This window comes from Dysgonomonas sp. PH5-45, from assembly GCF_029893235.1.
Classification (GTDB): domain Bacteria; phylum Bacteroidota; class Bacteroidia; order Bacteroidales; family Dysgonomonadaceae; genus UBA1309.
The window spans coordinates 1-15,987 of the sequence record NZ_JARXWE010000016.1 but is presented as its reverse complement, the minus strand read 5'-3'; the positions used below and the strand labels follow the sequence as shown (position 1 = coordinate 15,987).

Annotated in this window: 12 protein-coding genes; 1 reads left to right on the top strand and 11 read right to left on the bottom strand. The window is 40.5% G+C overall.

Annotation, left to right across the window (positions count from 1 at the left end):
* Positions 1–69: 69 nt before the first annotated feature.
* The 9 genes from M2132_RS07295 to M2132_RS07255 all read right to left on the bottom strand — a co-directional run bounded on the left by M2132_RS07295 (position 70) and on the right by M2132_RS07255 (position 14,087).
* On the bottom strand, positions 70–1,140 hold the full coding sequence (locus M2132_RS07295) for a bifunctional 3-deoxy-7-phosphoheptulonate synthase/chorismate mutase type II (RefSeq protein WP_280672722.1): 1,071 nt from the start codon (positions 1,138–1,140) through the stop codon (positions 70–72).
* A gap of 17 nt (positions 1,141–1,157) precedes the next feature.
* Positions 1,158–2,054, bottom strand: coding sequence for a class I SAM-dependent methyltransferase (locus M2132_RS07290; protein ID WP_280672723.1), 897 nt, complete (start codon positions 2,052–2,054; stop codon positions 1,158–1,160).
* A 14-nt stretch (positions 2,055–2,068) separates the two neighbouring features.
* Positions 2,069–3,385: a solute carrier family 23 protein gene (locus M2132_RS07285; RefSeq protein ID WP_280672724.1), complete on the bottom strand. Its 1,317-nt coding sequence runs from the start codon at positions 3,383–3,385 to the stop codon at positions 2,069–2,071.
* A gap of 11 nt (positions 3,386–3,396) precedes the next feature.
* Complete coding sequence (locus M2132_RS07280; RefSeq protein WP_280672725.1) at positions 3,397–4,893, bottom strand: glycosyltransferase family 39 protein; 1,497 nt, start codon at positions 4,891–4,893, stop codon at positions 3,397–3,399.
* Positions 4,894–4,905: 12 nt separating this feature from the next.
* Positions 4,906–6,381: a cysteine--tRNA ligase gene (gene cysS / locus M2132_RS07275; RefSeq protein ID WP_280672726.1), complete on the bottom strand. Its 1,476-nt coding sequence runs from the start codon at positions 6,379–6,381 to the stop codon at positions 4,906–4,908.
* A 255-nt stretch (positions 6,382–6,636) separates the two neighbouring features.
* A complete protein-coding gene (locus M2132_RS07270; protein WP_280672727.1) occupies positions 6,637–8,256 on the bottom strand; it encodes a RagB/SusD family nutrient uptake outer membrane protein in 1,620 nt (539 codons plus the stop codon).
* 18 nt (positions 8,257–8,274) lie between these two features.
* Positions 8,275–11,265: a SusC/RagA family TonB-linked outer membrane protein gene (locus M2132_RS07265; RefSeq protein WP_280672728.1), complete on the bottom strand. Its 2,991-nt coding sequence runs from the start codon at positions 11,263–11,265 to the stop codon at positions 8,275–8,277.
* A 576-nt stretch (positions 11,266–11,841) separates the two neighbouring features.
* Positions 11,842–12,426: an FKBP-type peptidyl-prolyl cis-trans isomerase gene (locus M2132_RS07260; RefSeq protein ID WP_280672729.1), complete on the bottom strand. Its 585-nt coding sequence runs from the start codon at positions 12,424–12,426 to the stop codon at positions 11,842–11,844.
* 119 nt (positions 12,427–12,545) lie between these two features.
* Positions 12,546–14,087, bottom strand: coding sequence for a glycine--tRNA ligase (locus tag M2132_RS07255; protein ID WP_280672730.1), 1,542 nt, complete (start codon positions 14,085–14,087; stop codon positions 12,546–12,548).
* A gap of 212 nt (positions 14,088–14,299) precedes the next feature.
* Between M2132_RS07255 and M2132_RS07250 the strand changes: the two genes are divergently transcribed.
* The gene (locus tag M2132_RS07250) at positions 14,300–14,518 is read left to right on the top strand and encodes a hypothetical protein (RefSeq protein ID WP_280672731.1); all 219 of its coding nucleotides are present in this window, start codon (positions 14,300–14,302) and stop codon (positions 14,516–14,518) included.
* 107 nt (positions 14,519–14,625) lie between these two features.
* On the opposite strand, the gene M2132_RS07245 is transcribed toward M2132_RS07250, so the two are convergent.
* Positions 14,626–15,231 (bottom strand): hypothetical protein, encoded by a 606-nt coding sequence (locus M2132_RS07245; protein WP_280672732.1) that lies wholly within the window; start codon positions 15,229–15,231, stop codon positions 14,626–14,628.
* A gap of 17 nt (positions 15,232–15,248) precedes the next feature.
* Positions 15,249–15,692, bottom strand: coding sequence for a sigma-70 family RNA polymerase sigma factor (locus tag M2132_RS07240; RefSeq protein WP_280672734.1), 444 nt, complete (start codon positions 15,690–15,692; stop codon positions 15,249–15,251).
* Positions 15,693–15,987: the final 295 nt, after the last annotated feature.

Sequence of the window (15,987 nt, the reverse complement as noted above, 5' to 3'; positions counted from 1 at the left end):
TCTTTGTCCTGTAATTTTTTGAGTACGCTCTCAAAAGCGGCGATGAGGCTGTCTCACTTCTCTTTATCTTCATTCTTTTCTGTTCATCATTTCCACCTGTTGCCTCACCGATTCATCGTGAATAGCTTCCAAGAGCATACGTACAAATTCGGGGCGGATACCCATCTCACGGGCTTGAGCCATACGCTTCATCAGAATCTCGTTATAGCGGCTGTTTTGTACCACAGTGAGGCCATGTTCTTTTTTGAAGATGCCTATCTCTTGCGAAACCTGCATGCGCCTTGCCAACAGTTCCAGCATTTGGCTATCCAAATCATCTATCTGTTGACGTAGTTCCGAGAGTTTCTCGTCCGAAACCGCTCCGTTGCGAATCACCAGTGCCAACAGCACTTCTCTTAGCCCGTCGGGTGTAAGCTGCTGCGCGGCATCGCTCCATGCGTTTTCAGGGTCGGGATGAGCTTCTATCATAAGTCCGTCAAAATTCATGTCCATTGCCTGCTGTGCAAGCAGATAGATTAAGTCTCGCCGCCCGCCTATATGACTGGGGTCTGAAATAACAGGCAATTGGGGATAGCGGCGTTTGAGCTCGATAGGGATATTCCAGTGGGGAGAATTGCGATATACCACCTTTTTGTTGTATGAGCTAAATCCACGGTGGATAGCTCCTATTCTTTTCAGTCCCACGTTGTTCAATCGCTCCAAAGCGCCTACCCAAAGTTCCAAGTCGGGATTCACGGGGTTTTTCACCAAAACCGGAATATCCACTCCTCGCAGAGCCTCGGCTATCTCCTGTACGGCAAATGGGTTTGTAGTAGTGCGCGCACCTATCCAAAGGGTATCGATGCCTTGTTTCAGAGCTTCGTCGGCATGCTTTGCGGTGGCAACTTCGGTCAGGGTGTACATTCCGGTTTCTTGCTTCACTCTTTTTAGCCACTTCAACCCTTGACTACCCACCCCTTCAAAACCTCCGGGTTTTGTACGGGGTTTCCATACCCCTGCGCGGAACATTTTTATTCCCCCGGCAGCCAATGCTTTAGCTGTCAATAACACCTGTTCTTCGGTTTCGGCACTGCAAGGGCCTGCTATAACCAAAGGACGCTGTACGGGTATTCCGGGCAATAAAATAGATTCCAGTTCCATATGATATTATATATATATTATTTTCGGACAAATCGCACAAAGATACTTAAAGGCAAGCGTTTACCCGATTTTTCGGGGATAACCAGTTCGCCATACTCACAACACTCTACGTCAGGGAAATAGTCTTTCAGCAGGTTTTCTGCTATGACTGCCGAAAATCCCATAGAGTAAAGGTTCAGTATAAGGAATGAGTCTGCGCCTTCCAACAATTCGTTGCACAGGGACATTATTTCGGCAATATGTTCTTCCAGAATCCACTTTTCTCCATCGGGGCCTCTGCCATAAGCCGGAGGATCGAGAATGATTCCGTTATACTTTTTGCCCCGCTTCACCTCACGACGGCAAAATTTCAAGGCATCTTCCACTATCCAACGGATACCGTCCAACCCCGATGCTTCCATATTCTGCCGCGACCACGATATCACCTGCTTCACAGAATCGACATGCGTTACGTCCGCACCTGCGCTTTTGGCAGCAATGGATGCGCCACCGGTATAGGCAAACAGGTTCAATACTTTTGGTTCGGCGGTTTTCATCGCTTTTATGGTGTTGTAGATGAAGTTCCAATTTTCGGCTTGCTCCGGAAATATACCTACATGCTTGAAGGAAGTCAGCCCCAAGCGGAATTGTAAGTGCATTCCTTTATAATCGTACCCGATGAACCACTGGTCGGGCATGGATGGTTTTTGCAACCACTGGCCACGTTCGTTTCCGTCGGCCAAAGATTTTCCTTTCTCCCGTCTGAATGTGGCGTCGGCCAATCGCTCCCACTCTTTGTCAGGCAACGACTTACGCCAAACGGCTTGTGGCTCGGGGCGAGCTACGATGTATTTGCCGAAACGTTCCAGTTTTTCGTATCCGCCGGAGTCGATCAGTTCGTAATCTTTCCAAGATGTTGGTTCGAGTAATAGCATAACAATTGTACCGGTTATTCTTTAAACATTTCTTTGAAGTCTACAACCTGTTTCCCGGGTAATACCTGATTCAGCACCACTCCTATGATAGAAGCCAAAGCCATGCCTTCGAGCGAAAAAACCTGACCTATATGAAGTGCCGCTCCGCCGATTCCTATAACAAGTATAACCGATGCAACAATGAGGTTACGCTTACGGCTGAAATCGACTTTGTTTTCGACCAACATACGCAAACCGCTCGAAGCTATAATGCCGAACAGAAGAATTGATACGCCACCCATAACAGGGGTAGGTATAGTTGATAGCAATACTGCTATTTTTCCGCAGAAACCGAAAAGGATAGCAAAAATGGCTGCTCCTACAAACAAATAAATGCTGAATGCACGGGTTATGGCCAACACCCCGATGTTTTCGCCATACGTTGTGTTGGGAGGTCCGCCAATCAGCGAAGCAAACATGGTGGCAACCCCATCGCCCAGCATCGACTTATCCAATCCGGGGTCTTCAATCAGATCTTTACCCACAACCTTGCTCAGCACCAACTGATGCCCTATGTGCTCGGCAATAGGCACAATAGCCACAGGAACCATCATCAAAAACACCCGCCACGTAAACGAAGGGGAATAGTCAACAAACGGAATCTGAAACGGAGGTATCTGAAACCAAGGAGCTTCGGCAACTGCCTGTAAATTAACAATACCCAAACAGATCGAAAAAATATATCCGCCAACTATGCCTATAAGTACAGGAATCACACTCAAGAAACCTCTGGTGAAGATAGCTGTCAGTATCGTAATAGTGAGTGTAACCAAGCCTACCAACACGTAGTTGAGGTCGTATTCGCCCGCCGGATTGTTGGTTGCCATATTGACGGCCGTTACCGACAATCCCAGACCGATAACCATTATAACAGGCCCCACAACTATGGGTGGCAGTAGCTTCATCAGCCACTTTGTGCCTGCTTTGGCTATGATAAGGGCAATGAGGGCATATGTTACCCCCACAAGAAAACTACCCACCAAGAAGCTGCCATGCGACACACCCGAAGCCGGATCGAGTTCCAGAGCCTTAACGGCAATAATCGGGTTTATAAAAGCGAACGACGAACCCAGATAGGAAGGTACTTTGCCACGGGTTATCAGTATAAAAGAAAGTGTACCGATACCACTCGATACCAATGCCACAGCCGGACTCATACCCGTAAGGGCAGGCACAAGCACCGTTGCGCCGAACATAGCAAAAAGATGCTGTATGCTGAGCAACAGCCATTGCGATAGTTTAGGTTTTTCGTTGATAGCCAACACTATCTTTTTTTCGTCTTGTTTTTTCATATATGTTTTTTTTATCTTTTATCCTTTGTACATTCAACCCGATATATTTTAGGACCTCTGCGATGTGTCGAAAAAACATTTTTAATCTTATATTCTTCCCGTAATCTTAAATCCGGTTCTTTAGCCGAAGTTACAATATAAAACATGCCTGTGTCGGGCAATGCCATAATTCCTTTCATGTTGAACGGAGGGTAAGGCTTATCACTGTCCGACCCTATTATATAATAGCGATTGTCGGTAATGTAAGCGGACAATCTCGCCATTGTTGACGGACATTTCCATGAGGATATAATAACATTGTCTGTTTTCTTCTCCGATTCCACAAACTCCTTGATGTCCAAATCGATCGCACTGTTTTTTATACTATATGCTCTTTCGTGAAAAAAACGCAGGACAAACAAAATTAACAGAATGGTGATTGCTGCTATTAAAAGATTCCGATTTTTGGGTTTTGTACTCAATTCTACCACATATATAGATGCGCTCAATAACAGCGGCCCCAATACACTACATTCGTACCGGGGAACAAATATTGGTGTTAACAAAAAAGAGACGGTTATCGGTATAATCATAGTTAACAGGAATACTGCAATAAATCCATTTGCGGTTTTGAGCTTAATTGTCTTCTCTTTTCCATGTAATTTTACTCCGGCTACAATAATCAATGTCAACAAAATAAGCATCAGCATCAGCAGAACAGACATTGTTGTTTTCGAGAAAAAAATGTAAGGGTATTCCGGATTCTTGGGCGAAAAGAAATAATAACAATATAGTAGCAACTCCTTGGGTGTAGGTGTCCCTATCCAATACGACTCTTGCACATTGCTGAACTGCGTCCACAAATGAGGTATCCAAAATGAGTAAACGAATAAGAATATCAACAAAGATACAATAAACTTACCTATCGGCCTTTTGTTACGCAGACCAGTAAAAAGAAATACGAGATAAATGCTTCCCGCCGCAACTAACCCATAGTTGTGTGTATATGCGGCACAAATAGCGCAAATCGTCATTATGGTGTATGCTGCCACTCCTCCTCTCAAATAACTTTTATACGCATATACAGAACAAGTCAGCACAAAAAACATAACCCACGAGTACATCCGCACTTCAAGCGCCAGAAATTGTGTTATAGGCAAAACGGTGAGTAATATAATAAACAGCGTTGCTACTTTAATCCCAAAAAGCTTTCGGATAGGGAATAAAGCTAACAAATAACTGGCTACAACACCAAGAAAAGAGAATACAGATAAAGAGAGAAGCGAATGACCGAACAATGCGGCAAAGCCTTTCAGCATGAAGTAATATAAAGGAGGATGAACGTCGGTAGAAGTTATTTGCAGTATTTCGCAATACGAATGCTGTATCATTGCCATAGAATACGCTTCGTCATACCAGAACCAACCCTTAATAGCAAGCCTGTAAATGAACATCACCAAAGCAAACAGCACAACAGACACACAGATGTATGTGTATTTATTGCGCTGTTTTGTTATTGTGCCGGTCACCGTGATGAACTGTTATTTAAGCTTCCACTGCGAACCGTCTTTACCGTCTTTTATCTCAAAGCCTATGCTGTTCAGTTCATTGCGTATTTTGTCGGAGGTAGCCCAGTCTTTGTTAGCTTTGGCTTCGTTGCGGATTTCGAGCAACAAATCTATTGCTTTAGAGAAAGCCTCTTGGCTGGAATCTCCTCCGCTTGCCAGTTCGTTCTTTATACCCAATATCTGGAATAAGAAAGTATCGAATACAGATTTCAGCTCGCCAATATCTTCTTTTGTCAGGTTGGTTTTCCCGTCAACGGCCGAATTAATAGTAGTTGCCGCTTGCGACAATTGAGATATAACCATTGCCGAGTTTAAATCGTCATTCAAGGCTTCATAACATTTCTGGCGAATTGTTTTTACATCGGCCGAAGATGACGCGGCAGGAATAATTTTTTCTATCCTTGCATATGCTTCCAACAGGCGGTTAAGCCCTTTTTCGGCTGCCTGAAGGGCTTCGTTGCCAAAATCGACCGTACTGCGATAGTGAGCCTGAAGGATAAAGAAGCGGATAGTCATAGGCGAATAAGCTCTTTCCAGAAGCTTATGATTGCCCGTAAAAAACTCACCGAGAGTGATAAAATTACCCAGCGATTTTCCCATTTTCTGTCCGCCTATGGTTATCATGTTGTTGTGCATCCAATATTTCACAACTTTGTGTTTTTCGGCTGCTGTGTTTTGGGCTATCTCGGCCTCATGGTGGGGAAAAATTAAATCCATTCCACCCCCGTGAATATCAATTTCCGTTCCCAGATATTTCATTCCCATAGACGAGCATTCGATATGCCATCCGGGAAAACCATCGCTCCAAGGCGAAGGCCATCGCATGATATGTTCGGGCGAAGCTTTTTTCCACAGGGCGAAATCCACACTGTTGTGCTTTTCTTCCTGTCCGTCAAGTTCGCGCGTTGTGTTCAGCATATCTTCTATGTTACGGCGCGAGAGTATGCCATAGTCATAGTCCTTATTATACTTCACTACATCGAAATAGACCGACCCGTTACTTTCGTAAGCATAGCCGTTTTTCAGTATTTCCTTTATGGTTTCGATTTGTTCTATGATGTGCCCCGAAGCATGGGGCTCGATAGAGGGCGATAGAACATTCAGCGCATCCATTTCCTTGTGATAACGGTTCAGAAAATACTGAACCACCTCCATTGGCTCTAATTGTTCCAAGCGGGCTTTTTTCGCTATCTTATCTTCGCCTGCGTCCGAATCATTTTCGAGATGCCCTACATCGGTAATATTACGTACATAACGCACCTTGTAACCGATATGAGTCAGATAACGGAACAGCAAATCGAAGGTTATGGCCGGGCGTGCATGCCCTAAATGAGCATCTCCATACACTGTTGGCCCACAAACATACATGCCCACATGTGGAGCGTGCAGGGGTTCGAATACTTCTTTTTGACGACTCAGCGTATTGTATATAGTTAATGTTTGTTCCATAATCGTAATGCAAAAATATCTGTTTCGGATTTACAAAAATAAAAGAAATGCAAATAGGATGAGGCATATCAATCATTCTTTTTCATATAAATGGCAGATATTTTAACCTTATGCCCATAAACTACAATAGTGCAATAAATATGCAGTGTTTTAGTTTTTCGAGGATATCGCTAAAAAAACAGATAGTAGCAAGAAAAACCTTGCTACTATCTGATAAGTTATTTTTATTAAATAAAAATTTACAATTTCGCTTTTTTATTTAGAAGAAGCATCCCCCCAACCTGGGTTTTGTTGACCAGCAACACCTTTGTTAAGAAGCATTTCATTGTAAGGAATCCCCCAAACCATTTGGCGATAGTCCTTACCTCCTGGTTCTATAGAACCATATATTACTTTCAAATTTGTAAAATCATTTTCTCCTACTCCGCTTAGATATTTTGTATTTTGAGTTTCACCTCTCACTACATCTTGTTTCCAACGGCGTAGGTCTAACAAACGCTTACCTTCGCCCATTAACTCCCGTTGTCTTTCCAACTTTATCGCTTCCAATAAAGCCGTTCCAGCAAGTGATGTAGATCTTATATATCCACGACTATAACGTAAAGCGTTAAAATATTTAAGAGCTGTACCTTCCTCTCCTATATGGAAAGCTGATTCTGCTAAAATCAAATACATTTCGGCAATACGTAATAGTTTAGGAGCTTGTTGGTAGTTTGTCAACCCATCAGATAATAGTGGATTTCCTAAAAATTTAGTAAATATACTTACTTCATCATCCTCTATACCTGCTCCATCTGCGGTAAGCACATATTGTTTTTGAAAATAAATTCTATATCTACAATCAAGAGAATCGTTAATTGCAGATTCGCTTAGTTTACAATTAAATAAGTCTTTTGTAGCTTTTGTTGGTAAATAATTAGGAGTAAAATATACTTTACCTAAAGCTGTGGCTGCCGAACCGTTGTAAAATCCAAAAGTTGAAGAAAGTTCGTTAGGATTAGATACAAACAACTGAACTATATCTTCTTGTATCTCATCATATCTCCAATAATAAGAGAGAGCATTTTGATCGACTGTAGAATCATATAATTTATAAGTCCCTGCATTTACTAATGCTTCAGCTTTCTCAATTGCCTTAGTATAATCTGAAGTATAGAATGCTACCTGTGCCTGAATAGCTTTTATCGCGTCAATTGTGAATTCTGGAGAGCCTGCTTGCCCGCTAATTCCGTCCAAGTAAAGTGCTGCAGAATCCAAATCTTGTTTTATAAAATCGTAAGTTTCTTTTAATGTTGATCTGCTGGGGTGAGCCTTAGGATTGAATACTTTATGAATAGGTAGTCCATATTTTTCTCCACTTGCCGCATCGTTAACATCATAAAATTCGCAAAATCTCAAAGCCAAATTAAAATAGCAATAAGCCCTTGTTGCAAATGCCGCGCCTCTGTATTGTGTAAGAAGTTTACTTTGATCTTTTAATTCCTTCTCAGTGGTTGTTAACTCGTTCAAGTTTAATTTCGCACTTTCGCTAAGCAAAAGGTTGGCATTTTTTATTACGTTATAATAGCTTGTCCAAACGCTGGTCAAATCACTATCGTTAGACTGAAGTCCATTCCAAGTATGGAAACTGCCTAAACTGTTACCAAACCTTGCCGTTGCATTAAACTCATCAGCTTGTATATCTGACATGAGAGCAGCACCACCATAAGCTACACTTCTTAATTGAGCATACAACCCATTCTTAAAACCTTCAGCATCTTTTACTGTTTTGACTTCAAATTTAGCTGTACCATGAGGGTCTAAGTCTTGACTACAAGATGTCCAGATAAAAGCGGACAAAAGCAAAATAGAGCCAATTTTAAATATATTTTTCATATCGTTTTTTTCTATTTATTAAAATGTTAATTCAACACCTATCATATACTGCTTAGTATTTGGGTTGGATCCAATAGAAATGTTGCTGTCAACCTCCGGATCGATACCAGTATAATCAGTCACAGTAAATAAATTACGTCCTGTAACATATACTTTAGCAGCAGAGAAGAAGTTCGTTTTTGCTAAAATCTTTGCAGGAATATTGTAGCTAAACGAAAGGTTTTTCAATCTCAAGAATGAAGCGTTTTCTATTAAACGGTCATCAAACTGAGTAAATTGGATACGGCTTCCCGATTCATCTTTTAAACGAGGGAAACGCGCGTTTTTATTCTCTTCAGTCCAATAGTTCATCACATTTTTGCTTTGGTTATAATAAATATTGCCAAAAACAGATGGGTTTTCTGTGAAAAAACGGTCATTATTGATAAGTGACTTATTCAACACAAAAGAGAAATCGGCCTGCATTGCAAAATTCTTGTATCCGGCACTAAAACCAAATCCTCCCGATTGTTTTGCATATTGCGATTTACCTGTATTTTGCTCAAGGTTAGCTGTGTCAAAATTAGTAGTTGTATGATTAGGATCTTTTCTTGTTTTTGTTCTATCCTCCCCTGGCAAATACCATGTTGGATAACCTTTATCGTTAAGACCTGCATATAGCGGATAGTAGAAACTTATCGGTTTGTCTACAATCCAGCAAATACCTGTTCCTGCCAACACCCAACGATCTCTATTATCAAATAGTTTTTTTATCTCATTATGGTTGTAGTTATAATTGATATAGGGAGTTACATAGTAATTGTCTCCACGAACAATATCAAAGTCAAGCTGGATATCAATACCCTTGTTGTCCATTTCACCTACATTTTCGTAGCGTGTAGTGATACCCGAAGAAGGTGCATAAGCTACCGGAATCAACATATCGCGAGTATAACGATCGTAAAAGTCTAAGTTTAGACGTACTTTGTTAAATAATCCTGCAGTGAAACCTAAAGTAGTTTTAGTTTGAGCTTCCCAACTTAAATTAGGATTGCCGTATTGTGCAAAATAGTAAGCAAAACGATGCTGGTATTGAGTTTGAGCCATTAGGTCTAAGTGCCCGTAATTTGAAGGTAAAGAAGAGTTACCAATCGTACCAATACTGAATTTAACATCCAAGTCATTGATTATCTTATTGTTTTCTAAGAATTTCTCAGCTTTTGCTTTCCACATAAGACCTCCTGATACGAACGTACCATTACGCTTGCCAGAACCGAAACGAGAAGAAGCATCATTACGAAGTGAAAAGTCAACAAAATATTTTCCAAGGTAACTATAATCTGCACGACCAAAGAACGATAAATAGTTATATTCATCAAGAGATGTATTTGTAGCATTTCTTGTACCTATGGCATGTTGTAGATCTGAGAATCTGTCATCTTGAGTTTTTTCTCCTGTCCCTCTAAATCCTGAATACTCATTCTTTATACCTTCTTGCCCAACCAAAACAGTAAAAGCATGTTTAGCATTGTCTAAATTAAACTTATACTCCAATGTATTGGTAATACTTTGGTTTACAGAACGATAAAAAGATTCTGACACATATCCGTTTTCATACGAATCCATGAAAGAAGGCAATTGTTTTGAAGTAATACGTTGATCAAAAGCATTCAAAGCCAATTGAGTCTTGAAAGTCAAACCCGCCATAGGTCTTATTTCAGCATAAACATTACCAATAACTTGAGTTACATTATTATCAGCTTGAAATTTTTTCTCTTGATAATGAGGTAAGGTTGCATTTAAGTCTCTTTGCTTATCTACTAATTTTCCATTTGCATCATATGGACTATACCAAGGAGCAAACATATAAGACATTGTACCATTCGTGTTGTTCGACGAATTGTATGGGTTAGAGTTACGTTTGTCGTAAGAACCGGAAATTGTAGCTCCAAACCTCAACCAATCGTTGGCTGTTAATTGCAAGTTTGTGCGCACAGTATATCTTTCATAATTAGAACGATAAGCTAACCCCGGTTGATCAAGATACGACCCAGATACATAGTAAGAACTTCTGTCGCTACCACCCGAAATAGAAAGGTCGGCAGTATATGAAGCAACATCTTGTTTGAAGTAAATTTTCTCCCAGTCAGTGTTTATTCCTCTGGCAGCAAGCGATTTGGCAGTTGATGCATTAGGAAGCCCCATGCTGGAGTGCATTTCTGCCAATTGATTACTATTCATCAAATTTCCAAAGAAGTCTGTATCAATCATATTATTGATTGCGTATTGGCCTCTAAAGGTTATTGTAGCTTTACCTTCGCCTCTTTTTCCTTGTCTTGTTGTGATAACGATTACACCGTTAGCCGCACGCGAACCGTAGATAGAAGTTGCCGAAGCATCCTTCAATACTGTAATACTTTCAATATCATTTTGGTTAATAGCTGTAATATTACCCGCAAAAGGCGCACCATCTATAATATAGAGTGGAGTATTACTTGCAACAAGAGATCCAACACCATGCAGACGCAAAGAAGATGCCTCGGTTGGTTCTCCACTGGAAGTATAAACCTGCAAACCTGCAACTTTACCTTGAAGGGCGTCCATCATATTGGCTACCGGTTTTTCCTGAATGTCTTTCGAATCGACTTTCTTAACAGAACCGATAACCGTTCCAACCTTACGGCCAGAACCATATCCCATGACAACAATACCCTCGTCACCTCCGATAACAAGCTCATCCGGCTCCATTGTAATGTTCATAACTCCCGGCTTAACAGCCACTTTCTTTTGTTTGTAACCAACATACGAAACCACAAGCTCTTTTCCGCCTGCCGGAACCGTAAGGTTAAAGTTACCATCCAAATCGGTTGATGTTCCGACTTGAGTTCCTTCTACCAAGATTGTAACACCTATCAGGGCCGACCCGTCTTTGGAGTCGGTAACCTTACCACTTATGCTTGTTTGGGCTTGAGCATTTATGATGCCCGCCAAAAAGCATAACGCTAAGAATAAAAAGGTAATTTTCTTCATAAAAATGATATGATTAATTACTAATTATAAATGAATATTCAATTAAATAAAACTCTCACCAATAAATTAGGACTAAAAATGCGATTCTTCAGTAAAGGAAAAAGAGGTGATAAAATCGGCCAAATTTACTAAAAAACTTGACTTATTCTATCAACGACATGCTCATTTTGTTTATGCATCTTTAAATCACAGAATTCACACCGTACACACTTAGTGAATTCTAAACACAAATTTAGTTCAAAAAAAATAAACAAAAAAAACTAAAAATGTTAAATGTTCGTTCCGATGGTATTATTTCAGGCTGTTTTCAGTCATTTTGAAACCAAATGATATGTGTTTTTCCTGTTTCATAGCATATTTTCACACTTTTGGCAATGCTGATATAATACGTAAATATGTGTATCTCAAAAGATTTTCCCTCAATCGCTATTCTGATATTTGCCAGTCGCTCGAAGCAATCATAGGCAATATGTCTTTTAGCATATTCTTAAAACGGGAAAAAGGGATTTTTTTAATACTATAAAAATCCCTTTTCAACTTATTTTACATCATAAATAGGTTTAAATGAGCATCTTGTCAACTTCTTCCGGACATTGGGATTACCTTTACCAAAACCAAGTCGAAACGGAGCGTGGTATAAGCCGGGATGTCTCCATAGGCAACGCCTCCATAACCAAGCTCGTAAGGAACCCAAATTTCACGTTCTTCACCTTCATGCATATTTTGGAGAGCCGTTGTCCAACCATTTATAACCGCGTTGACCGCAAATTTTTGAGCCACCTTATTCGGATTCACAGAACTTCCGTGTTTAGGTTCTTCTGTTGAGTCGAATATTATTTTTTCTCCTTTTTTGTCGATAAACCATCCCGTAAAGCGAACAACCACTGTGTCGGTAAATAATGGACTGACGTTTGTTACAGGGATTTCCGGCACAGTATTGTCCCGAATGGAACTTGCCGTTTTGTATTTGACATGCAAACTGCTCTCACCATAACCGACATCCATACCAGAATATATGCGTATGCCGTCAAATTTGTCAAAAGCGTCTTTATTCTCTTTATGCCATTCTTTATCGTAATTGTCATCATCATCTTCGCACGATGAAAAACCGAAAGAAAGAATTGGAATCAACAGCAGGAGAAAATATATCTGTTTTTTCATTTAATTATATGTTACTTAATTTATTGTGGCAAAAATAGGATATTTAAGCCGAACAGGCTATATAAAAAATGTGAATACGCTACGAATAATCAAAAAAGTGATACTAAATATCATAAACTCTATAACAAACCTTTCAGTAATTCCTTCATGCTTACTTTGTCGCCAATGATACCGGCAAGTTGGCCTATGGCAACACGTTCTTGCTCCATTGTGTCGCGGTAGCGGATGGTCACGGTGTTGTCTTCCAGTGTTTGGTGGTCTACTGTGACGCAGAACGGTGTGCCCAAGGCATCACTGCGGCGATAACGCTTGCCGATACTGTCTTTTTCGTCATACTGGCATTTAAATTCAAATTTGAGAGTATTGATAATCTCGCGGGCTTTTTCGGGCAATCCGTCTTTCTTTACTAACGGGAATACTCCGAGTTTTATTGGAGCAAGCGGAGCAGGCAGCCTCAAAACCACACGGCTTTCGCCATTTTCGAGAGTTTCTTCGTTGTATGCCGCCGATAGTATGGATAGGAACATGCGGTCTACCCCTATTGATGTTTCTACAACATAAGGAGTGTACGACTGATTCAGTTCGGGATCGAAATACTGTAATTTTTTGCCCGAAAACTCTTCGTGGCTCTTCAAATCGAAATCCGTACGTGAGTGTATTCCCTCCACTTCTTTAAATCCGAAGGGCATTTCAAACTCTATATCGGTGGCCGCGTTAGCATAGTGAGCCAGTTTTTCATGGTCGTGAAAACGATACTTCCCTTCGCCAAACCCAAGCGACTTATGCCATTTTATACGGGTTTCTTTCCAGTGCTTGAACCATTCGAGTTCCTCGCCGGGGCGAACAAAAAACTGCATTTCCATCTGTTCGAACTCACGCATGCGGAATATGAACTGACGGGCTACAATCTCGTTACGAAACGCTTTTCCTATCTGGGCTATACCGAAGGGTATCTTCATCCGTCCGGTTTTTTGAACATTCAGGAAGTTAACAAATATGCCTTGTGCCGTTTCGGGGCGGAGATATACCTTCATTGCACCGTCGGCCGTAGAGCCCATCTCGGTTGCAAACATAAGATTAAACTGGCGGACTTCCGTCCAGTTGCGGGTTCCGCTTATAGGGCAAACAATCTCGCAGTCCACGATAATGTTTCGTAGTTCTTCAAGATTATTGTCGTTCAACGCGTCTGCAAAACGAGTGTGAATCTCGTCCCGTTTTGCCTGATATTCCTTTACCCGTGGGTTTGTTTCGCGAAACATTGCCGCGTCGAAACTGTCGCCAAACCTTTTGGCAGCCTTTTCGACCTCCTTATTTATTTTTTCGTCTATTTTGGCCAGATGGTCTTCAATTAATACATCGGCACGATAGCGTTTCTTGCTGTCTTTATTGTCTATCAGAGGGTCGTTAAAAGCATCGACATGTCCCGAAGCCTTCCAGATGGTGGGGTGCATAAAGATTGCGGAGTCGATACCCACAACATTGTCGTTGAGAAGCACCATGCTGTCCCACCAATATTTTTTTATGTTGTTTTTCAGTTCAACCCCCATCTGCCCGTAGTCGTAAACAGCGCTCAAACCATCGTATATTTCGCTCGAAGGGAAAACAAATCCGTATTCTTTACAGTGCGAAACTATTTTCTTGAAAACATCTTCTTGTGCCATATATTTTTTAGTGTTTCTTTTAAAAATCTCAAAAAAAGCGATTACAAAGTAAACACATTTTTTTGTTTTACGCCTGCCCATCAGCCTCATTTTAGAGTAATTGTTATGACAGACAAGCTTTAAAAGATTCTAATATACGGTTTGTTCTGGGAAAATATTCTTACTTTTATGCGAGGTTAAATCTTTCTTTCCAAACAAAAAGTAATGTTATAATGATGAGAGCAGTAGTAGGTATCGTCTCAACGGTGGTTGTCTTGACAGGGGCAACGCTTACCGTTTTAGCCCTTTGGGGCATAAAGCCCATATCGTGGACCATAATATGGAAATCGGGGGTGACAATTATGATTGTGGGAGCAGTTGCGCTTCTTGTTTATCTGTTTTATTTCCTGTTCTTTAAAAACTATTCGGCAGGGCGAAACAAAAAAGATTAACACCCTAAATATACAGGGCATTAACCTTTTGTGCATTCATTTATAATATTTAGTATTCTCTTTGCTAAGAGGCAAAGTGTTTTTTATTGGTACGGGTATCTCTTTGCTTATTCCTGCCCGGTTTTCTCTTCAAAGTCTTTAACTTCCTGCAAAGAGTCTTCTATTTGTACTATTCGTTTCTTATACATTTTTCGGTAAAATATAAAAATGATACCGATAAAAATCAGTGTGATAACGGCTACATAAACAGCAAAGACCACTTTTTGCGCATCGGGTATCAGGTCAATGACAGACCATGTATAGCAACCCAGAAACAGAATGAGGATAATGATACCAACAAACAATTCGTTGTTTATGTATTTCTTATACCGCAGTATCGACTTTAAGCAAGTCACGATATCAAGTTTGTCGAGGTTGATTCCTCTCAATAATTTTATTTTATAATATTGCCAAAAGATACCACCCACACACAGGAGTATGTATCCGTACAACAGAAAAGGAGTGTAACCCAATCTTTCGTGCGATAGGTGATTGTGCAAAAAAGGTATCCCGATACAGAGAAACAGCACAACCAGTCCTATTTTTTCCAGCCTCAACAGTTTGCCAAGGGCACTCTTGCCTTTGTTGTTTACCATTTGCTGGATTTTATCTTCGCTGATGGTGGGTGTAACATCAATTTCGTTCCATTTGGCTTTTAAATTATCCAAATCCATATTATAATAAAGTTTTTTTACTCGTTCGACATTTTTTTCAGTTTATCCTTAATGCGGCTCAGCTTGGTGGCAACATTGGTGGTCGATAGGCCTGTGATTTCGGCAATCTCCTTATACGACTTTTCGTCAAGGTAAAGCAGCACAAGCGCCCTTTCAATTTTACCGAGCTTATTTATCAACCTGTATAGCTCTTTTATCTCGTCATTGTTGTCGCTTACGTCCGGTACGTCCATTGTAATATCGACATACGAGGGTTTGTTTTTGCTGCGGCGAAAAAACGTGACGCAGGTGTTCAGTGCTATACGATATATCCATGTAGACTGCTTGCTCTCGCCCCTGAAATTAGGGTAAGCCTTCCAAAGATTGATGACAACCTCCTGATACAGGTCGCTGATAGGCTCGTCGTCATTAGCATAGAAAGAGGTAACTTTATAGATGATGCGCTCGTTTTGCCGCACCATATTCAAGAACTCTTTCTCTTGTATCTTTTCGCTCACGGGATATCTCTGATATTTGTTTTTATTCTATAAGTCGGCAAGTGCCCGCAAAAGTCACATCTCGAGGGTGAAAATATAGTTAAAAGTTTGTTGTGTATAGGTAAGGAATTGGTTATTAATGCGAATCAGTAGTTGAAACAATTCGCTGATTTGTTTAGTTAAAATATTTATTATCAATGAAATAAGCGCGTTGAATATTTGCTCAATCTCTTGAAAATCATTAACTTAAAAGAATAATTCCCATTATTTTTTTAATTAT

Bases quoted from the DNA above. Each gene is read 5' to 3' on its own strand.
- M2132_RS07295 (WP_280672722.1), bottom strand. From the start codon at position 1,140: ATGGAACTGGAATCTATTTTATTGCCCGGAATACCCGTACAGCGTCCT.
- M2132_RS07290 (WP_280672723.1), bottom strand. From the start codon at position 2,054: ATGCTATTACTCGAACCAACATCTTGGAAAGATTACGAACTGATCGAC.
- M2132_RS07285 (WP_280672724.1), bottom strand. From the start codon at position 3,385: ATGAAAAAACAAGACGAAAAAAAGATAGTGTTGGCTATCAACGAAAAA.
- cysS (WP_280672726.1), bottom strand. From the start codon at position 6,381: ATGGAACAAACATTAACTATATACAATACGCTGAGTCGTCAAAAAGAA.
- M2132_RS07270 (WP_280672727.1), bottom strand. From the start codon at position 8,256: ATGAAAAATATATTTAAAATTGGCTCTATTTTGCTTTTGTCCGCTTTT.
- M2132_RS07265 (WP_280672728.1), bottom strand. From the start codon at position 11,265: ATGAAGAAAATTACCTTTTTATTCTTAGCGTTATGCTTTTTGGCGGGC.
- M2132_RS07260 (WP_280672729.1), bottom strand. From the start codon at position 12,426: ATGAAAAAACAGATATATTTTCTCCTGCTGTTGATTCCAATTCTTTCT.
- M2132_RS07255 (WP_280672730.1), bottom strand. From the start codon at position 14,087: ATGGCACAAGAAGATGTTTTCAAGAAAATAGTTTCGCACTGTAAAGAA.
- M2132_RS07250 (WP_280672731.1), top strand. From the start codon at position 14,300: ATGATGAGAGCAGTAGTAGGTATCGTCTCAACGGTGGTTGTCTTGACA.
- M2132_RS07245 (WP_280672732.1), bottom strand. From the start codon at position 15,231: ATGGATTTGGATAATTTAAAAGCCAAATGGAACGAAATTGATGTTACA.
- M2132_RS07240 (WP_280672734.1), bottom strand. From the start codon at position 15,692: ATGGTGCGGCAAAACGAGCGCATCATCTATAAAGTTACCTCTTTCTAT.